Source organism: Mesorhizobium neociceri (genome assembly GCF_013520985.1).
In the GTDB taxonomy this organism is placed as follows: Bacteria; Pseudomonadota; Alphaproteobacteria; order Rhizobiales; family Rhizobiaceae; genus Mesorhizobium; species Mesorhizobium neociceri.
In genome coordinates, this window is the sequence record NZ_JACDTY010000016.1 from 86,640 (window position 1) to 105,523 (window position 18,884).

The 18,884-nt window shown below is 61.4% G+C and carries 18 protein-coding genes; 7 read left to right on the forward strand and 11 right to left on the reverse strand.

All coding sequences use genetic code 11. The features are described from left to right. Position 1: 1 nt before the first annotated feature. The 3 genes from glyA to H0241_RS26295 all read right to left on the reverse strand — a co-directional run bounded on the left by glyA (position 2) and on the right by H0241_RS26295 (position 4,576). A complete protein-coding gene (gene glyA, locus H0241_RS26285) occupies positions 2–1,315 on the reverse strand; it encodes a serine hydroxymethyltransferase (RefSeq protein ID WP_181060744.1) in 1,314 nt (437 codons plus the stop codon). 173 nt (positions 1,316–1,488) lie between these two features. Beyond that, positions 1,489–3,135: a Na+/H+ antiporter gene (locus tag H0241_RS26290; protein WP_181060745.1), complete on the reverse strand. Its 1,647-nt coding sequence runs from the start codon at positions 3,133–3,135 to the stop codon at positions 1,489–1,491. A 187-nt stretch (positions 3,136–3,322) separates the two neighbouring features. After that, positions 3,323–4,576 (reverse strand): L,D-transpeptidase family protein, encoded by a 1,254-nt coding sequence (locus H0241_RS26295; RefSeq protein WP_181060746.1) that lies wholly within the window; start codon positions 4,574–4,576, stop codon positions 3,323–3,325. A gap of 420 nt (positions 4,577–4,996) precedes the next feature. Between H0241_RS26295 and H0241_RS26300 the strand changes: the two genes are divergently transcribed. Next, on the forward strand, positions 4,997–6,304 hold the full coding sequence (locus H0241_RS26300) for a HEPN domain-containing protein (RefSeq protein ID WP_181060747.1): 1,308 nt from the start codon (positions 4,997–4,999) through the stop codon (positions 6,302–6,304). A gap of 516 nt (positions 6,305–6,820) precedes the next feature. Here the strand turns inward: H0241_RS26300 and ldtR are convergent. The 3 genes from ldtR to H0241_RS26315 all read right to left on the reverse strand — a co-directional run bounded on the left by ldtR (position 6,821) and on the right by H0241_RS26315 (position 8,995). Beyond that, positions 6,821–7,336, reverse strand: a complete 516-nt coding sequence (gene ldtR, locus H0241_RS26305; RefSeq protein WP_142869475.1) for a transcriptional regulator LdtR — start codon at positions 7,334–7,336, stop codon at positions 6,821–6,823. Between the two features lie 202 nt (positions 7,337–7,538). Further along, positions 7,539–7,961 carry a DUF6163 family protein gene (locus tag H0241_RS26310; protein ID WP_181060748.1) on the reverse strand — a complete coding sequence of 141 codons (423 nt, stop codon included), beginning with the start codon at positions 7,959–7,961 and terminating at the stop codon, positions 7,539–7,541. Continuing rightward, positions 7,958–8,995, reverse strand: coding sequence for an enoyl-CoA hydratase/isomerase family protein (locus H0241_RS26315; protein WP_181060749.1), 1,038 nt, complete (start codon positions 8,993–8,995; stop codon positions 7,958–7,960). Before H0241_RS26315 ends, H0241_RS26310 begins: the two co-directional genes overlap by 4 nt. 194 nt (positions 8,996–9,189) lie before the next feature. Here H0241_RS26315 and H0241_RS26320 point away from each other — a divergent pair, with 194 nt between their 5' ends. Together H0241_RS26320 and hemB are read left to right on the forward strand one after the other, a co-directional pair. Further along, positions 9,190–9,690 (forward strand): pyridoxamine 5'-phosphate oxidase family protein, encoded by a 501-nt coding sequence (locus tag H0241_RS26320; protein WP_181060750.1) that lies wholly within the window; start codon positions 9,190–9,192, stop codon positions 9,688–9,690. 112 nt (positions 9,691–9,802) lie between these two features. Continuing rightward, positions 9,803–10,855, forward strand: a complete 1,053-nt coding sequence (gene hemB / locus H0241_RS26325) for a porphobilinogen synthase (protein WP_181060751.1) — start codon at positions 9,803–9,805, stop codon at positions 10,853–10,855. A 51-nt stretch (positions 10,856–10,906) separates the two neighbouring features. Here the strand turns inward: hemB and H0241_RS26330 are convergent, their stop codons facing one another. Beyond that, positions 10,907–11,626: a glutathione S-transferase family protein gene (locus tag H0241_RS26330; protein ID WP_181060752.1), complete on the reverse strand. Its 720-nt coding sequence runs from the start codon at positions 11,624–11,626 to the stop codon at positions 10,907–10,909. Positions 11,627–11,749: 123 nt separating this feature from the next. Here H0241_RS26330 and H0241_RS26335 point away from each other — a divergent pair, with 123 nt between their 5' ends. Then, on the forward strand, positions 11,750–12,958 hold the full coding sequence (locus H0241_RS26335) for a polyhydroxyalkanoate depolymerase (RefSeq protein WP_181060753.1): 1,209 nt from the start codon (positions 11,750–11,752) through the stop codon (positions 12,956–12,958). Positions 12,959–13,027: 69 nt separating this feature from the next. Here H0241_RS26335 and H0241_RS26340 read toward each other — a convergent pair whose 3' ends face one another. Further along, positions 13,028–13,354: a DUF1330 domain-containing protein gene (locus tag H0241_RS26340; RefSeq protein ID WP_023693250.1), complete on the reverse strand. Its 327-nt coding sequence runs from the start codon at positions 13,352–13,354 to the stop codon at positions 13,028–13,030. Between the two features lie 176 nt (positions 13,355–13,530). Between H0241_RS26340 and H0241_RS26345 the strand changes: the two genes are divergently transcribed. Then, on the forward strand, positions 13,531–14,226 hold the full coding sequence (locus H0241_RS26345; protein ID WP_181060754.1) for a winged helix-turn-helix transcriptional regulator: 696 nt from the start codon (positions 13,531–13,533) through the stop codon (positions 14,224–14,226). Positions 14,227–14,264: 38 nt separating this feature from the next. On the opposite strand, the gene H0241_RS26350 is transcribed toward H0241_RS26345, so the two are convergent. Beyond that, positions 14,265–14,483 carry a hypothetical protein gene (locus H0241_RS26350; RefSeq protein ID WP_181060755.1) on the reverse strand — a complete coding sequence of 73 codons (219 nt, stop codon included), beginning with the start codon at positions 14,481–14,483 and terminating at the stop codon, positions 14,265–14,267. A 168-nt stretch (positions 14,484–14,651) separates the two neighbouring features. On the opposite strand from H0241_RS26350, the gene H0241_RS26355 reads away from it, so the two are divergent. After that, positions 14,652–15,299 carry a dihydrofolate reductase family protein gene (locus tag H0241_RS26355; RefSeq protein ID WP_181060756.1) on the forward strand — a complete coding sequence of 216 codons (648 nt, stop codon included), beginning with the start codon at positions 14,652–14,654 and terminating at the stop codon, positions 15,297–15,299. 235 nt (positions 15,300–15,534) lie between these two features. On the opposite strand, the gene ppk2 is transcribed toward H0241_RS26355, so the two are convergent. Further along, positions 15,535–16,455 carry a polyphosphate kinase 2 gene (gene ppk2, locus H0241_RS26360; protein ID WP_181060757.1) on the reverse strand — a complete coding sequence of 307 codons (921 nt, stop codon included), beginning with the start codon at positions 16,453–16,455 and terminating at the stop codon, positions 15,535–15,537. 241 nt (positions 16,456–16,696) lie between these two features. On the opposite strand from ppk2, the gene H0241_RS26365 reads away from it, so the two are divergent. Continuing rightward, the gene (locus tag H0241_RS26365; RefSeq protein WP_181060758.1) at positions 16,697–17,740 is read left to right on the forward strand and encodes an aldo/keto reductase; all 1,044 of its coding nucleotides are present in this window, start codon (positions 16,697–16,699) and stop codon (positions 17,738–17,740) included. Positions 17,741–17,749: 9 nt separating this feature from the next. Here H0241_RS26365 and H0241_RS26370 read toward each other — a convergent pair whose 3' ends face one another. Next, a complete protein-coding gene (locus H0241_RS26370; protein WP_181060759.1) occupies positions 17,750–18,721 on the reverse strand; it encodes a glycosyl transferase family 90 in 972 nt (323 codons plus the stop codon). Positions 18,722–18,884 lie beyond the last annotated feature (163 nt).

Below are 18,884 nucleotides of genomic sequence, written 5' to 3' on the forward strand. Positions count from 1 at the left end.
GTCAACCGAGATAGGGATAGAGCGGGAAACGATCGGTGAGCGCCACGACCTTGGCCTTCACCGCCGCCTCGACAGCCGCATTGCCTTCGTCGGAATTGGCAACCTTCAGCCCATCCAGCACTTCGGCGATCAGCTTGCCGATCTCGCGGAACTCGGCCTGGCCGAAACCGCGCGTGGTGCCGGCCGGTGTGCCGAGACGAACGCCCGACGTGACGAAAGGCTTTTCCGGATCGAAGGGAATGCCGTTCTTGTTGCAGGTGATGTTGGCGCGGCCGAGCGCCGCCTCGGCGCGCTTGCCGGTGGCGTTCTTGGGTCTGAGGTCGACCAGCATCAGATGGTTGTCGGTGCCGCCGGAGACGATGTCGAGGCCGGTCTCCTTGAGGCTCGAAGCCAGCGCCTTGGCATTGGCGGCGACGCTCTCGGCATAGAGCTTGAAGCTCGGCTTCAACGCCTCGCCGAAGGCTACCGCCTTGGCGGCGATGACATGCATCAGCGGGCCGCCCTGCAGGCCAGGGAAGACGGCCGAGTTCATCTTCTTGGCGATGTCCTCGTCATTGCACAGGATCATGCCGCCGCGCGGACCGCGCAGCGACTTGTGCGTGGTTGTCGTGACGACATGGGCATGCGGCAATGGCGACGGGTGCACATCGCCGGCGACGAGGCCGGCGATGTGGGCCATGTCGACCATCAGATAGGCGCCGACCGCGTCGGCGATCTCGCGAAAGCGCTTCCAGTCCCAGACGCGCGAATAGGCGGTGCCGCCGGCCAGGATCAGCTTCGGCTTGGTCTCGTGCGCGGTCTTCTCGATGGCGTCCATGTCGAGCAGATGGTCTTCCTTGCGCACGCCATAGGAGACGACCTTGAACCATTTGCCGCTCATGTTGACGGGCGAACCGTGGGTCAAATGGCCGCCGGAATTCAGGTCGAGGCCCATGAAGGTGTCGCCTGGCTGCAGCAGCGCCAGGAACACGGCCTGGTTCATCTGGCTGCCGGAGTTCGGCTGGACGTTGGCGAAGTTGCAGCCGAACAGCTTTTTGGCGCGCTCGATGGCGAGTTCCTCGGCGACATCGACGAACTGGCAGCCGCCATAGTAGCGCTTGCCCGGATAGCCCTCGGCATATTTGTTGGTCATGATCGAGCCCTGCGCCTCGAGCACGGCGCGCGAAACGATGTTTTCCGAGGCGATCAGCTCGATCTCATGGCGCTGGCGGCCGAGTTCGTTGCGGATGGAGCCGAAGATTTCCGGATCGGCATCTTCCAGCGTGGTTTCGAAGAAGGATTCGAATTTGTTCGACGCTGCCGCTGCTGTTGCCATGGCCTGAAATCCTCCGGTTCGGGGTAATTTATCTATGCATATCGCTACCGCAAAACCGCTGCGCAGTTCCGGGCGACATGCATTGCCGCGCCATTAACACAGTTGTTTTGACCTCGCCACGTTTGCGGCGCGAAATTTGCTGGCCGGTTTGCGGCAGAGCGGCCCTGAACCCGCTATTTCCGCTCCTGCCGGCCTTGCAGCAAGGCTTCGGTGAGTGTGATCTCTGTAAACAGCGATCGCGCGGTGTGGTCGTTGATCGCGCCGCTGCGAAACATGTCGCGCACGGCCGTGCGTTCGGCCTCGATGCCGGCGAGCCGCATTTCGAGCTCCAGCCGCCCGGCCTCGCGGGCCTCGGCCCGGGCTTCATCGGCCTCGTCGGAGGTGGCGATGCGGCGCCGATAGCCGGCGACGATGTTTTCGGCGGCGGCAAGCCGAGCGCCGGGCACCTCGCCTTGGTCGTCGTCGCTGGCGCCCGCCATGCTCTCGATGCGGGCGATCGCCGCCTTGGCGGCGCCCACACGGGCCAGACGCTCCTCGATGGCGCCCTCATCCTCACCCGGTTCCACCAGCCCGCGCGCTATCTTCGGCAGCGCCACACTGGCGATCGCCAGCGAGCAGATAATGACGCCGGCGGCGAGGAAGATCACGAGGTCGCGCGCAGGAAAGGGTGAGCCATCCGGCATGGCAAGCGGCAGCGACAGGATGCCAGCCAGCGTGATCGCGCCGCGCACGCCGGCCACCGAGCCGGCAAGCCGCACGCGCATGCCGAACGGCTCGGCCTTGCGCTTGCCCAGCCGCGCCTTGATGCCCGCCGCGATATCGCCGACCCAGATCCAGAGGAAGCGCAGCGCAATCAGGCAGAGCGTCAGCGCAATCACCGTCGCGATCGGCTGGAGGATCGGGTAGTGGCCGGTAAGTTCGGGCGGTACGCGGCGAATGATGTCGGGCAGTTGCAGGCCGAGCACGATGAACAGCGCGCCGTTGTAGGTAAAGGACAAAGTGCTCCACAGCGATATCGTCTGTATGCGGGCCGAAACGCCGAGGAAGCGAAACACGCCGGAGCCGCCGGTCAAAAGCCCGGCGGTAACCGCCGCCAGAATGCCCGAGGCATGCAGATGCTCGGCGATGAGATAGGCAATGAACGGCAGCAACACCATGACCAAAACCTGCACCTCGGCCGGCACGCCGCCGATGCGGTTCAACAACTGCAGCAACCTGGCGGCGATGAACAAGGCCGCTACCCCGGCCAGAATGCCGATCGCGACGGCATAGAGGAACGACAGCGACGCATTGGCGAAGGAAAAGCTGCCGGTCAATGCAGCCGCGACGGCGAAGCGGAACATGACCAGGCCCGATGCGTCGTTGAGCAGCGCCTCGCCTTCCAGAATATGCATCAGCCGCGCCGGCACCAGGTTTTTGTCGACGATCGAGGAGACGGCCACCGCATCGGTCGGCGACAGGACAGCGGCAAGTGCAAAGGCGACGACCAGGGGAACGCTCGGCACCAGCCAGTGCAAGGCATAGCCGAAGCCGACAATGGTGAAGAAGACCAGCCCGATGGCAAGGTCGAGGATCGGTCCGCGCAGCGCTATCAGCTCACGCTTGGGCGCGCCGTAGGCGTCGCCGAACAACAGCGGCGGGATGAACACCAGCAGGAACAGTTCGGGGTCGATCTCGACATGAATGCCCTTCACCGGCCAGGCGAGGGCTGCACCGATGGCAATCTGCAGCACCGGCAGTGGCACTCGCACCAGCCGCACCAGTGCACCGGAAAGAGCGACGAAGACGAGCACGGTGAGGATGAAGACAGCGACCTGCATGGCACGATTCCGGCTGTTTTTCGGACCATGCGAAATTGCCGTCGATCCGTCCAGCCGCGGGCGGCGATCAGGCGCCCAAGCGGTGGCGAGGCTGGTGAACCAGCGGCTCATATAGGCGGAGACCAGTCAGGGCGGCGAAACAAAAAGGCCGCCTTACCGGCGGTCTTTCGTTAATTATATCAAGTACTTACAGCGAAGATGTGATCTGCAGTTCGCTGGCGCCATCGAGTGCGTAAACATCGTCGCGGAACTGCACAACGCCCGGACCCGTCGACCATGCCGACAGATAGAGGAAGTGGACCGGCACCGGGTTGACGACCTGCACAGGCGTGTTCTCGCCGGTCTTGATGGTCGCCTCGAAATGCTGGCGGTCCCAACCGGGGGTGTCGCGCAGGATCCAGGTGACGAGATCGCGCACGTTCTGGACGCGCACGCAGCCCGAGGAATCGAAGCGCATCATCTTGCCGAACAGGCTCTGCTGCGGCGTGTCGTGCATGTAGACGCCGTCCGGGCTCGGGAAATTGATCTTGACCGAGGCCATGGCATTGCCGGAGCCCGGATCCTGGCGGAAGCGGTACTTTTCGGCATCGTCCGTCGACCAGTCGACATTCATCGGGTCGACTTCGCTGCCATCAGGCGCGAACAGGCGAATATGGCTGTCCTTGAGATAGTCGGGGTTCTTCCGCATCAGCGGAATGATGTCCTTGCGCACGATCGAGACCGGAGCGTTCCAGTATGGATTGACGATGATCTCGTTGATCTTGGAATTGACCACCGGAGTCTGGCGGTCGATCTTGCCGACGATTGCGGTGTGGCGCAGCACGACGCGGTCGTTCTCGACCGCCTCGATCTGTGCCGCCGGGATGTCGACCAGCACATAGCGACTGCCGAGCGTGCCGGCCTTTTCGCGAAGACGCTGGAGATTGGTCTCCAACTGGCCAAGCCGAATCTGCGCCGAAACGTTCATCGCGGCGTAGGTGTATTTGCCCATGGCGCCGTCGGCCGGCAGGCCGTGACGCGCCTGGAAGCGCTTGACCGCAGCGTCGACATAGGAATCGAACGACGTCGAAATGCCGGCGCTCTGCGCCAGGTCGCCCGCAATCATCAGCCGCTTGCGCAGCGGCACGACATCTGGATCGTCGACGCCAAGCTGCAGCTTCTTGGTCGCGGGAACCTCGCCCCAGCCGCCCTGGGCGACAATGTTCTGATACTGCGCCACTGCCTGTTCGGTAAAGGCGACCGTCTGCAGGCTGAAGATCGGAAGCGTCGAGGCGACCTTGCCGCCCTCACTAGCGCGGGCGTCGAACTGGTCGTCCCAATTGCCGCGGGCCGAGGATTTCAGGATATCGTCGATGACGTCCTGCGCGCTGGCGGCATTGGCGACCATGGCGACGGCGAGCGCGGAGGCTCCGGAAAGGAAAAGGCGGCGGCTGGTTCTCATCGACGTTCCAGACATTCTTGTAGCACTTGGCTTGTAGCGTTTGGCGCGTAGCGTTCGGCTACTTGCACGATCATTGGACGATATCGCCCGCACTCTAAAGTTGGCACTGTTAACAATTAGCCAACCATGACCTGCATCACTTAGCCGTGAAAACGCGCGGGGGCGATGCGAGTTCGGGTGACCACTTGCCTTGTGAGGCTTTCACTGCAGCATCTCCCGCATCATCGCTTTCACCGGGAATATGGCGGCAACGTGGCTGTCGGTAGAATTTGGATTGGCCGGAGTGACGAAAAGGAAGGGCCGGTGCTTTTCGGCACCGGCATGTGGCTGGCTTGTTCCCGCATCCTTTGCCGTCGGTGAGTGATGGATAGTTGTACACCGCGACGATAGCCTTGCGGTCTGTTCTCTGGGGATGGGTATATGGAAAAGCTAATCACCGACCTTTTGGCCGACGCTTTCAAGCGCCTTGGCGAGATTGGCGTACCGGTCGCATGGTCAATCGGCGACATCGACGTGATGCCAGGGATCAACCAGAAAAGCTACACGCAAATCAGTACTCCGAATCTGCAAAGGGTTCTCTACAAGACCGAAGAGTTTCCACCCTTTGTCGCTTTCGCCAACGCTCTCCGGCAACAGGAAGCATATGCCGCCCTCTTTGCAGAGACGCCGGCGGATAACGAAAAAGCCTTACTCGATCCCATCTACATCGCTCACGAAGTCCTGCGCAGCCATATGGAAGCGCACCCCTTGCGAGCGATAAGTCCAGAGCTAACGACCCAAATCTCCGCTAATCTCGCTGACTGCATCAACCGCAAGGTCTTCATGGTACGAGGCTGGAGCCCGCTGGCTGGCTTTAACTCGACACAGCCCGAAATCGACTGCGGCAATGGCATGATTATACGCCGATACAGTGAAGTTGATGCCTATCGAATAGGCAAGGTTTTCGAAGACGGCGGCCCCTTCGACATGTTCAACATTTGGCCATATGCCCTTGAGTGGAACAAGGAGCATTCGTTCGTAGGTGAGAAACCCGATACAGGCTCTTGGCAAAACAAGATCTATCCAACCGTCCGGGCTTTGCGGGTTCTGGCTCCCGGAAAGGTAGCTATCCCTTTCACCAAGATAATCCGCGCTGGACCGGGTCGTTTATCGTCGCACGGTGGTGGAAGCTCGCCATGGTCCACCCCCTTCATTTCTGAGACTAACTACAACCTAGCTGAAGCCGACTACAGCGCATTGCGCGATCTTATCGAGGAGGTTGCTCGCACCGACCTGCCAAACCCCGTCAGAATCGCGCTCGACAGGGTTTACACGGCTGTCGAGCGCTCTGGATTGGAGGACGAGTTCATCGACCACATCGTCGCCCTCGAGGCGATGTACGGTGACAATTTGGGCGGATTGCCCGGCGGCCTGTCTCACAAGATCGGTGTGAGGCTGGCAATGTTCCTCTACAGCACGGCCGCCCAACGCCACACCGCCTTTCGACAGATGCTAGCCGCGTTAAGTGCGCGAGGCGGCATCGTTCACGGCTCAATGACCATCGCAAACTTGAAGCCCAAACCAAGAGCAGCAGTCGAATGGGCTGGCGATGCCGCACGAGCGTCAGTCCGCAAGGCCCTGCTGGAAGATGTTAAGTTCGAGAAGGATTACTTCGAGCACCTGATATTTTCTGCAAAGATACCAGCGCCGAGAACGAAGAAAGCCGCCAAGCCTAAGGTGGCGGCTTAAAAGCCATATCGAAAAAGGCCCCAGCGCAAGCCGGGGCCTTAAAATTGGTGTGGGGGGACGGACTTTAGCCGTCCTCGCGGCGCTCTCAGCCGACCTTTGGGCAGTTTCCAGATTCTTGTTGGATGGCGTGGTCGCTCACCTTTGCAGGCCCCACAGTACCGCGAGCGTCTCCATACCAGTTTTGAACGTTGCTTTCATGTAAGCCTCCGTGAGCAAATCGAGATTGAAAACCCAATCAACGCAGAGCCAAAAGGCGAACAACCACGCCCCAACATCTCCAATGGTAATACCCAGGGTCGTCATTGCTGAGCCCTGAATTCCCGTCAACCAAATATGGTAAGTTGCCATTCTTTACACAAGCACCACTATGGCCGCAAAGTGGTTTTGGGTTGAATTTGGACCCGCTGGCTTCATGCAAAGAAAAAGGACCGGTGCCCCTGGCGCCGGTCCTTGATTTCCTTCTTCCCCGGCCGCGCTTCTTTTTGGCGCGGCTCCGATTTTGCTGCCCGGGATGCCTTACATCCGATAGGCGATGGTGTCGTTCCAGAAGCGATCCAGGCGCTGCAGCGCGCGGTTCATCTGCTTGAACTCTTCGCTGTTGATGCCGCCGACCTGTTCGATCGAGCCGACATGGCGCTCATAGAGGCCGGCGACGACGTCGGCCACTTCATTGCCCTTGGGCGTCAGCGAAACACGGACCGAACGGCGGTCGATGCGCGAGCGCTGGTGGTTGATGAAGCCGAGATCGACCAGCTTCTTCAGATTGTAGGAGACGTTCGAGCCGAGATAGTAGCCACGCGAGCGCAGTTCGCCGGCGGTCAGCTCGGAGTTGCCGATGTTGAACAGAAGCAACGCCTGGATGGCGTTGATGTCGGAGCGGCCGTTGCGGTCGAACTCGTCCTTGATCACGTCAAGCAGACGGCGATGCAGACGCTCCACCAGCTGCAGCGATTCCATGTAAAGCGAACGGATTGCCTCGCGGCGATCGTCGGATACGTTGGCGGTCTTCGCCGCCGGACGCGAATTGATCATTGTCTTTGCCTCTCGTTTGTCGCCTGGTGATTTTTTGTTTTTCACCTTGATCGCGACACTATCGAATACTCATAAAATTCGACTTAAACGCTAGGGCTAACAAGAGCTTACCGGTAATAGGTTTCGGAAGACGCTTAACGAACGGTCACCCGAGCAAGGATAATTAACCTAAAGATTTAGCCAACGGCGGCGGGGCGCCGTTTCAGGCGCGCGCGGGGCGCTTCTGCATCCAGATCACGACGCGAAAGACGATGTAAAGCAGCGCCACGGCGGCATGCGAAAACAGGATCAACGGCCGGTGGCCGAACAGATCGGGAAAGCCGGCATACATGATGGTCTCGGTCACCGCGCAGATGAACCAGATCACCGGGCCCCAGGACGCCAGCATCCAGAGGCCCGCTGCGGCGAAGGGAAAGAACACGGCCAGCATCACCGCTGCGACCTGCCAGTGCACCGGCATCAGGTCGAAGCGCCAGAGCGCGCCGGGATAAAAGCCGATCAGCCGGATCCAGTACAGGATGCCGAACAACAGGCAGTAGCCGGCTATGACGCGCTGGAACCAGGCGAAGATAATTTCGACGCCCGAGGGCTGCAGCACGATGCGCCGCGACGTGACCTCGCTCACAGATCGAGCTCCCGTTCGAGCGGCGCGAAATAGGCGTCGACCGAGGCTGCGTCGACCTCAGCCAGGCTTGCCGGCCGCCATTGCGGCGTCGAGCCCTTGTCGACGATGACGGCGCGGATGCCTTCGTAGAAGTCGTGACCGGCCAGCATGCGGTTGAGGATGCGGAACTCCATCTTCATGCAGGCTTCCATCGACAAAGTCAGACCGGCACTGATCTGGCGCCAGGCGACATTGAGGCTGGTCGGCGAGCGGGTGCGGATGGTGGCCAGCGTCTTGGCGGCGAATTCGTCGGCGCCGGACGCCCGTTCCAGGCTGGCAATGATATCGGCAAGCGAGGGTTGGGCGAAATGGCGGGCTATGGCTTCCAGCACCGACTGGCCGGTCTCGCGCCTGGCCGGCACGAAAAAGCCGCGCAGCACCGATTCCGGATCGCCATTGGCGCAGAGCCGGTCGAGGATGGCTGCCTGGTCAGCAGCCTTGATGGTGTGCGTGGCCAGGCCCGACCACAGCGCGTCGCCATAGCGGACGCGGTTGCCGGTGAGCGCCAGATACATGCCAAAACTGCCGCCGAGGCCCGGCAGAAGATGGCTGCCGCCGACATCGGGGAAAAAGCCGATGCCGACTTCGGGCATTGCGAACTGCGCGTTCTCGGTCAGCACGCGCTGCGAGCCATGGAACGAGATGCCGACGCCGCCACCCATGACGATGCCGTCGATCAGCGCGACATAGGGTTTTTTATAACTGTTGATGCGGGCGTTGAGCCGGTATTCATCGGCGAAGAAGTCGACCGGCGGCTTTCCCGCCCGCGCCTCGTAGACGTGCATGATGTCGCCGCCGGCGGAAAACGCCCTGCCCTCGGCCTTGACGATGACAACATCGACGCCGGCATCGCGCTCAAAGGCGTCAAGCGCCTTCTCCAACGCCTTGATCATGCGATGCGTCAGCGCATTGAGCGCCTGCGGCCGCGTCAGCGTGACGACGCCTGCCTTGCCCAACCGTTCGAAGCGAATCTCGTCGCCGCCGCCAAAATCCATCGTCAGAGATTCCCTCCCCGCGCCTGCGGGACTGAAGTGCTAAAGGTGGCGCATGGGTGCGTCAACCGGAAGCGGTCGGTTTGGATTTTGCAGTGGAACGCGACCGTGCTTTGCCCCAGGCAAAAATGCGGGCAAAATTCCCGGCGAAACACCATCTCAGCACCCAGTCGGTGTTGTGATCCAAGGACAAACGCATGACGCTTGAAACCGCGGCGCCGGGCTGGGAGATGCCGAAAAAGTTCGACCCGGACGATGTGCTCCGCCGCCCGCTGATGGCCAATCTGGCGACCGTGGCCGCGGACGGCGCGCCGCGTAACGCGCCGATGTGGTTCATCTGGGACGATGATGCGATCTGGCTGCTCGGTTCAACCGAGGCCAGCGCCGTCAAACATCTCGAACGCAACCCGCGCTGTGCGGTGGAGATCGTCCATTTCGACAATGAGGCCGGCATTCTCCTACATCTCGGCCTGCGCGGCGCCGCCACCATCGAGCCGATGGATCCGGAACGGTTCAAACGGCTGCTGCACAAATATCTCGGTCCGGAGCCGAACTGGAACCGCTGGTTCATCGACACAGTGGCCGACATCGACCATCCGAACGGGCGCCTGATCCGGCTCGCACCGGAGAGCATTTTCACCAACAATGTATCATTCTTCAAAACCGGCCCCGAGCTGGCCTGGCCGCCGAAGGCGTAGACGGCGCTGGCACAATCGTGTCGCATTGGTCAGCGGCAGAAGCTCGTGGTAAAAGCCGCCTCAAATGGCGGCGGGGCTCGTGGTAAAAGCCGCGCGATCCGGAGTTATGGCGATGAACAAATTCACCCCCGCGACGAACAAGTTCGCGTCGGCAAAGCCCGCCGGCGCGCGCAGCGTCGACGAGATCACCGGCAGCCGCCGCTTGCGGCGCATGCGCAAAGCCGACTGGTCGCGCCGCCTGGTGCAGGAAAACCGGCTTTCGGTCGACGATCTGATCTGGCCGATCTTCGTCATCGACGGCAAGAACACGCGCGAGCCGATCGCGGCCATGCCCGGCGTCTTTCGCCTCTCGCTAGACCTCGCCGTCAAGGAGGCTGAGCGCGCGGCAAAGCTCGGCATTCCGGCGATCGCCACCTTCCCCAATGTCGAGCTTGCGCTGCGCGACCAGACGGGATCGCACATCCTCGACCCCGAAAACATCATCAACCGCGCCACCCGCGCCATCAAGGACGCGGTGCCGGAGATCGGCATCATCACCGATGCCGCGCTCGACCCGTTCACCTCGCACGGCCATGACGGCATCTTGCGCGACGGCATCATCGTCAATGACGAGACGGTGGAACAGGTGACAGCCGCGGCCGTCATCCAGGCGGCGGCCGGCGCCGACATCATCGCGCCGTCCGACATGATGGACGGCCGCATCGGCGCCATCCGCGACGCGCTCGACGCCAATGGTTTTTCCGATGTGGCGATCATGTCCTACGCGACGAAATTTGCCTCCGCCTTCTACGGCCCCTATCGCGAAGCGGTCGGCACCGCCGGCCTGCTCAAGGGCGACAAGAAGACCTACTATCTCGACCACGCCAATTCCGACGAAGCGGTGCGCGAGGCCGAGCAGGACATCGCCGAGGGCGCCGATATGCTGATGGTCAAGCCCGGCCTGCCCTATCTCGACATCATCCGCCGGCTGAAGGACGAGTTCCAGATGCCGACCTTCGCCTACCAGGTGTCGGGCGAATATTCGATGATCAAGGCGGCCGCCGCCAATGGCTGGATCGATGGCGAAAAGGCGATGCTTGAATCGCTGCTCGCCTTCAAGCGCGCCGGCTGCGACGGCATTCTGACTTACTTTGCGCCCGAAGTGGCGCAGATGCTGAAGGGATAGTTGGTTCGACCAATGCCCGGCCGGTGTCGCGCCAGCCGTCTCCGACTGCGCTTAGAATTCGACGTCCAGTTCGATGATATCCTCGGGTTCATTCAATGCGTCCTGCGTCCATTCCTGCATCAAGGACCAGGCAAAGACGGTTTCACAATAGGCGGCAAGTGGCGCTTCGAGCTCGACGGCATAGGTACGGAAACGGGTACAGACCGGCGCGTACATCGCATCGGCCACGGTTGGCGACGCACCGAACAGCCAGGGACCGCCATAGGTCTTCAGGCATTCAGACCAGATTGCCTTGATCCGCTCGACATCCGGCCGCGCGCCCGAAAAAATCTTGAAGCTCTTGTGCCTGGCCTTCAGGCTCATTGGCAGCGCCGAGCGCAAATTGTGAAATCCCGAATGCATCTCGCCAGACACCGCTCGGCAGTGTGCGCGCGCGACACGGTCTGCGGGTAACAGTCCCGCGCCTGGCATGGTCTCGGCCAGATATTCGGCGATCGCCAGCGTGTCCCACACCGTCACCTCGTCATGGGTTAGCCGAGGCACCAACACAGATGGCGACAAAAGGAGCAACTCCTGCCTTTGCTCCGGGTCATCGATATCTATGCGCTTTTCCTCGAACTCCAGTCCGGCCATGCGGCAAAGCAACCAGCCACGCAGGGACCAAGAGGAATAGTTCTTCGACGAGATCGTCAACGTTGCCTTGTTGGTCGGGGCCTTGTTGGTCAGGGCCTTGTTGGTCAGGCCTGCCTTCGTCGCGGCGGCCTTACTCATACGTGCTCGTCATGCCGTCGACCCTCCTTGCCCTTTGCCGGCAACAATCCTCTCGCAATGCACAAGAATTTGCACTAGTTATTTTGCACTGCCACATGGCCGCCTCGGAACGGGACGCATTCGATGCTGTACCAGGCCTATCAGCTTCAGGACGACCTGATCACGCCGACGCGCTTTTTCGCCGAGCTGATCCGTTCGACGATCGGTGGCATGCTTTCCGGTGACAGCGTGAAACAGCGCCTGGCCGCCGGCCTGGAAATGATCGGTCGTTTCAAGCTCACCCATGCGCGGCCGGATTTCGATATCGGTACCATCAAAGTGGGCAATCGTGACGTTCCGGTCAGCGTCGAAACGGCGCTTGACCTGCCCTTCGGCAAGCTTCTGCGCTTCGCCAAGGACATGGATACGCGCCAACCACGGGTGATGGTGATTGCCCCGCTGTCGGGCCATTTCTCGACACTGCTGCGCGGTACGGTGGAGACGCTCCTGGCAGACCACGAAGTTTACATCACGGATTGGGCCAATGCCCGCGACGTGCCGCTGGCCGCAGGCTGCTTCGGGGTCGACGACTACGTCGACTACATCATCCGCTTCCTGGAGGCGATCGGCCCGGGCGCACATATACTGGCGGTCTGCCAACCCTGCGTCCAGGCGCTCGCCGCGGTCGCCATCATGTCCGAGGACAGGCACCCAGCAACACCGCGCTCGATGACGCTGATGGCTGGGCCGATCGATCCTCGCGAGAGCCCGACCAAGGTCAACGAATTTGCCGTCAGCAAGTCGCTGTCCTGGTTTCAGAGTTCCGTTATTTCCCGCGTGCCGTGGCGCCACGCTGGCGGCGGGCGCCGTGTCTATCCGGGCTTTCTGCAGCTTGCCGCATTCATGGCTATGAACATGGACCGCCACACCAAGGCTCACCGCAAGCTCCATGACCATCTGGCGGCTGGAGAGATAGCCGAGGCCGAGAAAATAAAGACCTTCTACGACGAGTATCTGGCGGTGCTCGACCTCACCGAAGAATTCTATCTCGAAACCATCGACCGCGTGTTCCACAAAGCGGAAATGGCTACCGGTACTTTCACGTTCCGTGGCACCCGGGTCGATCCCGGCGAGATCCGCAACACGGCGCTGCTCACCGTGGAAGGAGGGCGTGACGATATCTGCGCACTTGGCCAGACGTCTGCCGCTCATGAGTTATGCCGGTCGCTGCGTCCGCATCTCAAGCGCCATCACCTGCAGGCCAATGTAGGCCACTACGGCGTCTTCAACGGCAAGCGCTGGGAGCGCGAAATCTATCCCGTCGTGCGCAACCTCATCCTGTCGATGGAATAGTCTTGCCGGCCGGGACAGGGTTTGCCCAAGGATAGCCGGAACCCGGGCATGCCGGGTTCCGGCTGTTCCTCATGCCTTGGGCAAATAAGGAATCGTTCCGGCCAGATCGGTATCGTCGATCAGCTGGAAGCGGCTGTCGCTGCCCTTCTGGCGCTCCGCCACAAACGGGGCGTATTGCGGATCGTTGGTGAAGGCCTCGGCTGCCTTTGCCGACGGAAACGCCATGATGGCGATCAGGCTGGTGTCGAGCGGCTTGCCCTCGAGGGTCTTCACGTTGCCGCTGCGTGCCAGGTACTTGCCACCGTGCTTGTGCACGAGGTCGTGCACCGAAGCGGCGTAAGCCGGCACCCATTTGTCGTCCTTCACCTTGATGTCTGCGATCACGTAAGCGGTCATTGTCTAACTCCTCATGGATCCGCGCCGGACTGCCCGGCGACGTGACCGCTGCCTCGCATGACGGCGCCGCACCGCTCCAGTCACCAAACTGTACCGGGCGGCCCAGTACAGCTTCTGTACTGGCTGATCTCAGGTTTTCTGAATAAGGTCCGGCAACATCTTTTGGAGATCACCACATGACACAAGCCGGATACAAGCAGTTCTGCCCGCTCTCCATGGCGGCGGAGCTGTTGTGCACACGCTGGACCATGGTGCTGCTGCGCGAACTGGTGGCGGGCTCGACCCGCTTCAACGACCTGCGCCGCGGCGTACCGAAAATGTCGCCAACCCTTCTGTCGCAACGACTGAAGGACCTCGAAGCCGGCGGTATCGTCGAGCGCACCGAGATCGAATCCGAAAGGGGCGTGTTCGAATACCGGCTGACCGAGGCTGGCCGGGATTTGCGCCCGGTGGTCGAGGCGATGGGCTTCTGGGGTCAGAAATGGGTCGAGGCCAGGCTGTCGCTCAAGAACCTCGATCCGTCCCTGCTGATGTGGGATATGCGGCGCAATCTGAACCCCAGTCCACTGCCCGACGGACGCACCGTGATACAGTTTCTGTATCACGACCTGCCGGCGTCGAAACGCTCGTGGTGGCTGATCGTCGAGAAGCACGGCGATGTCGATCTGTGCTGGTACGATCCGGGCTTTGACGTCGATCTCTATGTCTCGACGGACCTCTGCACCATGACCTCGATCTGGATGGGGCTGACGACGGTTCACAAGGAACGCGACAAGATCAGCCTGACCGGAGATCTTGACGTCGCCGGCAAGATGCAGACCTGGCTTGGCCTCAGCCCGTTTGCGGTGATGCCGAAGCGCGCCGCGGCTTGAGGCTAGTTTCCCGTCATAGGCGCCGCAAATTTGCTGATCTATCGCCCCAGCGCTCGATACTCGTAGATGCTGGGGCGACGCCGCGTGGGGACCTTGTCTGTCAGGTCAACCACGCGAATCCATTTGCAGGCGTCGCCTCGCAAGGTGACCTTCCGGCCGATCACCTTTTCGGCTGCCCCAAACGGTGTACTGGCGTGGGTCTCCTCGCTCTCCTGAACGACCTCCCCGTCCATCCTCTCGACGCGATATGCCTTCATCTCGTGCGCTCCCGACTCAGGGCCTCCCGAAAGGTACCGCGGCGGCTTTTTCCGTCAAGGATTAGAATATTCTAATCCTTCTTGATTTTAAAAACCACTTGCAATCCGCAATCGGTTTGCTACAAAACAACTACTTGCAAATCACAACCGGTTATCTCGGAGGCTTTCATGTCCAAGCTGCGTGTCAATGCATTCACCCTGTCGCTCGACGGCTTCGGCGCCGGTCCCGGCCAGACCCTGCAAAATCCGCTCGGGGTCGGTGGCGAAGATTTGCACAAATGGATGATCGGCACCCGAACCTTCCGCAAGATGGTGCTCGGCGCCGATGGCGGGACGACCGATGTGGACGACCGGTTCACCGTCAGCAGCTTCGACAATGTCGGCGCCTGGATCCTCGGCCGAAACATGTTCGGACCGGTCCGCGGCGAGTGGCCGGACGAGAACTGGAAAGGCTGGTGGGGCGACAACCCGCCCTACCACGTGCCGGTCTTCGTGCTGACGCACTACAAGCGCGACCCGATCGAAATGGAGGGCGGCACCACTTTCCACTTCGTCACCGGCGGCATCCATGATGCGCTCGACCAGGCGAAAGCCGCGGCCGGCGGCAAGGACGTCCGCGTCGGCGGCGGCGTCTCCACCATCCGGCAATATCTCCAGGAGAAGCTTATCGACGAGCTGCATCTGGCGGTGTCGCCGGTGCTGCTCGGGAGGGGTGAGAACCTGTTTGCCGGGTTGGATATGCTGAAGCTTGGCTATCAGTGCACCGAACAGGTCGCGACGGCGCTTGCCACGCATGTGACGATCAAGCGGGGGTAGTTCTCACTAGGGGGCAGCCTTCTGCGCCGTGATCCTTCGCGCCCCCCTCTGTCCTGCCGGACATCTCCCCCACAAGGGGGAGATTAGCAGCTTCGTCGATGGCGCCATTCCTGCAACGATGATGATTGGCGAAAGCCAGCGTGACATCCGATCTCCCCCCGTGTGCGGGAGATGTCCGGCAGGACAAAGGGGGGCGCGAAAGAGCGCCGCCCGTCCGGTCCTTAGCACTCCCGTGTCAATACTTCTCCGGCACATAAAGTTCGCGCGGCAGCACCTGCCGTTCATACTCCGGGTTGAACACCCGCTCGGGCAGCGTGATTTCTTCGTGCGGGACCTCCTCATAGGGCAACTGCTTGAGGAGGTGATCCATGCAGTTCAGCCGCGCCCGCTTCTTGTCGTTGCCCTCGACGATGTACCACGGCGCCTCAGGAATGTTGGTGCGGGCGAACGTTTCTTCCTTGGCCTTGGTGTACTGCTCCCAGCGCACGCGCGACTGCAGATCCATCGGCGACAGTTTCCACTGTTTCATCGGATCGTGGATACGCATCATGAAGCGCATTTGCTGCTCCTCGTCGGTGATCGAGAACCAGTATTTGACCAAAGTGACGCCGGAGCGCACCAGCATGCGCTCGAACTCCGGCACGTCGTGGAAGAATTCCTCGACCTGATCGGGCCCGGCGAAGCCCATCACCCGCTCGACACCGGAGCGATTGTACCAGGAGCGGTCGAACAGCACGATCTCGCCGCCGGCCGGCAGATGCGGCACGTAGCGCTGGAAATACCATTGCGATTTCTCGCGCTCGGTCGGCGCCGGCAGCGCGACGACGCGGCAGATACGCGGGTTGAGGCGCTGGGTGATGCGCTTGATGACGCCGCCCTTGCCGGCGGAATCGCGGCCCTCGAAAATCACCACCAGCTTCTTCTTGCGATAGGCGACCCAGGACTGCAGCTTGATCAGTTCCGACTGTAGGCCGATCAGGTCGCGAAAATACTGCATGCGATCGATCGATGGCGGATGCGCGTTCTTGTAGATCTTGGCGATCTCCAGCGATAGCGCCGGCTCCGACATTTCCAGCTCATAGTCTTCGTCGAGCGTGTCGGCGAGTTCGGCTTCAAGCCAATCCCTGGCTGGAGAATTCTGCTTTAACTCGGTCATTTCTGCTGCTCCGCTTGCCGGCTGACATGAAACCCTGAGCCGACTTGATATAGGCCGGCAATGACGGTTTTATTGCAAGCCGCCGGCCACTCGATCACAGCCCAAATCGGCGAGGCATGGCCGATCCATCGCTGTGGCATGGCGACAAGCCGTTCAAATTGTCCTACAAATGGCTGACCCCGTTCGGGCTGCCCGCCCTTCTCCCGTGAATCCCCCACCCACCAAAATTGCGAGGACCGACATGGAATACCGCACGCTTGGCCGTTCCGGCTTGAAAGTTTCGACGCTGACGCTGGGCACCATGACCTTCGGCGGCAGCGGACCGTTCGCCGCCGTCGGCAATTCCGACGTCGCGGAGGCCTCGCGCATCATCGACACCTGCATCGATGCCGGCATCAACCTCATCGACACCGCCAATGTCTATTCGAACGGCCTGTCGGAAGAGATCATCGGCGAGGCGCTCGGCGGCAAGCGCAAAAACGACGTGCTGATCGCCTCCAAAGCGCGCATGCGGATCGGCAAAGGGCCGAACGACGAAGGCCTGTCGCGCCATCATCTGATCCGCGAATGCGAGAAGAGCCTGAAGCGGCTCAGGACCGATGTCATCGACATCTATTTCCTGCACGAATGGGATGGTGTGACGCCGCTCGAGGAGACAATGGCGGCACTCGACACGCTGGTCGCCCAGGGCAAGATCCGCTATGTTGGCTGCTCCAATTATTCCGGCTGGCAGGTGATGAAGGCGCTGGGGATCAGCGACAGCCAGCACCAGCCGCGCTTCATCACCCAGCAGATCCACTACACGCTGGAAGCGCGCGAGGCTGAATATGAACTCTTGCCGATCTCGGTCGACCAGGGCCTTGGCGTGCTGGTGTGGAGCCCGCTTGCCGGCGGCCTGCTGTCGGGCAAATACCGTCGCGACAGTCCGACTGCGCGCCAGCTTGCCGGCTGGTCGGAACCGCCGATCCGCGACGAAGACCGGCTGTGGCGGATCGTCGATGTTCTCGTCGACATCGGTGCGGCGCGCGGCGTCTCGGCAGCGCAGGTGGCGCTAGCCTGGCTGCTTGGCCGGCCTGCCGTCAGCTCGCTGGTGATCGGCGCGCGCAACGAGACGCAGCTTACGGATAACCTCGCCGCCGCGGCACTCGCCCTCACCGCCGAGGAACGCGATCGTCTCGATGCCGTCAGCCGGCCGCCGGTGCTTTACCCCTACTGGCACCAGCAGTTCACGGCGAAGGACCGGTTCGGTCCGGCCGATCTGGTTCTCGACCGAAGCGTCATCTGAGGCCGACAGTTAGCCCGCGATAAACCGCCAGACCTCCGGATCGGGCTCGATCTGGCCGCTGAGCACGAAATATTTGTAGAGGACGAGCAGGCAGATCGCCTGCTCGGCCCGCTCGTCGGCGAACTTGCGGCAATAGGCGTTGGCCGCCGCGACGATGCGCTGGGCTTCGGCCGGGTGCTTCTCGAGATGATGCACGCGTTCGGCAAGATCGCTGAAGTCCGGCGCCAGCGGCACATAATGGACATCGGGCTCGAGTTGACCCTCGGCGAACCAGGTCTCATAGGTCGGCGGCGGCATCAGGCAGAGCGAATTCGAGCTCATGATCCATTTCAGGTTGGTCGCGACATCGTTGCCTTCGAGGGAAATGATGTAGCGGTAGCGCCGCTGCTGATCGATGGTGAGATAGGGTTTTCGATATTCCGCCGGTGCCGTTGCCCTTGGCGTGCCGACATCGCAGAAAGGCAGGTCGCGGACGGCCTCCAGCAGCAAGGTGCGAATCGGATTGTTGAGCTCGCCGCGCCAGACGACGAGCGGATGCTTGTCGGCGAAGGCGACATCGTCGGCCGGCATGTGGAAATGGCGGAACTTGTTCAGCTTGAACAGGACGCCGTTGCCGTTGTCGCCGATGATCGGCCGGTCCTTGACGATCGACGGCATCTTCGGCACTTCGATGACGTCACCGAATTCCAGGTCGACCCTCAGACCCGGATCGAAATAACGGGTGAATTCCTTCAGATCGTAATAGTACATGCTGCGGTCCGACGGCAGCCGATTGACCGGCACAGCCTCGGGGCTGGGTGTAAAAGGCTCCCGCAGCGTGTTGTAGTAGTTGAGCCGCTGGCGGACCGATGCATCGGAAAGCCTTGCCTGATCGAGCAGACGGCCGAGCCGGCGCCGGAAAAGGACCGGCGGCGCGATGTCGCGCATGGCGTTGCGCGCATAATAGATCAGCTTCTGTGCGTTTCTTTGAAGCGTGGCCATCGGTCGTTTTGATTCGAAATCGGTCGGCGGCGGCTCCAGTGACTGTCCCGCAGCCTTTTCTAAACCATTGTGTTAGCCATCACGCAAGTCCCGAACCGCTGGCATCTGCCCTCCCGGCGCTGTTGTGTTTGCCGGCCAATGCTTCTAGGCAGGGTCAGGCACA

Coding starts and splice junctions, on each gene's coding strand:
- H0241_RS26290 (WP_181060745.1), bottom strand. CDS start 3,135: ATGCAGGTCGCTGTCTTCATCCTCACCGTGCTCGTCTTCGTCGCTCTT.
- H0241_RS26365 (WP_181060758.1), top strand. CDS start 16,697: ATGGAATACCGCACGCTTGGCCGTTCCGGCTTGAAAGTTTCGACGCTG.
- H0241_RS26370 (WP_181060759.1), bottom strand. CDS start 18,721: ATGGCCACGCTTCAAAGAAACGCACAGAAGCTGATCTATTATGCGCGC.
- H0241_RS26350 (WP_181060755.1), bottom strand. CDS start 14,483: ATGAAGGCATATCGCGTCGAGAGGATGGACGGGGAGGTCGTTCAGGAG.
- H0241_RS26340 (WP_023693250.1), bottom strand. CDS start 13,354: ATGACCGCTTACGTGATCGCAGACATCAAGGTGAAGGACGACAAATGG.
- H0241_RS26295 (WP_181060746.1), bottom strand. CDS start 4,576: ATGAGAACCAGCCGCCGCCTTTTCCTTTCCGGAGCCTCCGCGCTCGCC.
- H0241_RS26345 (WP_181060754.1), top strand. CDS start 13,531: ATGACACAAGCCGGATACAAGCAGTTCTGCCCGCTCTCCATGGCGGCG.
- H0241_RS26355 (WP_181060756.1), top strand. CDS start 14,652: ATGTCCAAGCTGCGTGTCAATGCATTCACCCTGTCGCTCGACGGCTTC.
- hemB (WP_181060751.1), top strand. CDS start 9,803: ATGAACAAATTCACCCCCGCGACGAACAAGTTCGCGTCGGCAAAGCCC.
- glyA (WP_181060744.1), bottom strand. CDS start 1,315: ATGGCAACAGCAGCGGCAGCGTCGAACAAATTCGAATCCTTCTTCGAA.
- ppk2 (WP_181060757.1), bottom strand. CDS start 16,455: ATGACCGAGTTAAAGCAGAATTCTCCAGCCAGGGATTGGCTTGAAGCC.
- ldtR (WP_142869475.1), bottom strand. CDS start 7,336: ATGATCAATTCGCGTCCGGCGGCGAAGACCGCCAACGTATCCGACGAT.
- H0241_RS26300 (WP_181060747.1), top strand. CDS start 4,997: ATGGAAAAGCTAATCACCGACCTTTTGGCCGACGCTTTCAAGCGCCTT.
- H0241_RS26315 (WP_181060749.1), bottom strand. CDS start 8,995: ATGGATTTTGGCGGCGGCGACGAGATTCGCTTCGAACGGTTGGGCAAG.
- H0241_RS26335 (WP_181060753.1), top strand. CDS start 11,750: ATGCTGTACCAGGCCTATCAGCTTCAGGACGACCTGATCACGCCGACG.
- H0241_RS26320 (WP_181060750.1), top strand. CDS start 9,190: ATGACGCTTGAAACCGCGGCGCCGGGCTGGGAGATGCCGAAAAAGTTC.
- H0241_RS26330 (WP_181060752.1), bottom strand. CDS start 11,626: ATGAGTAAGGCCGCCGCGACGAAGGCAGGCCTGACCAACAAGGCCCTG.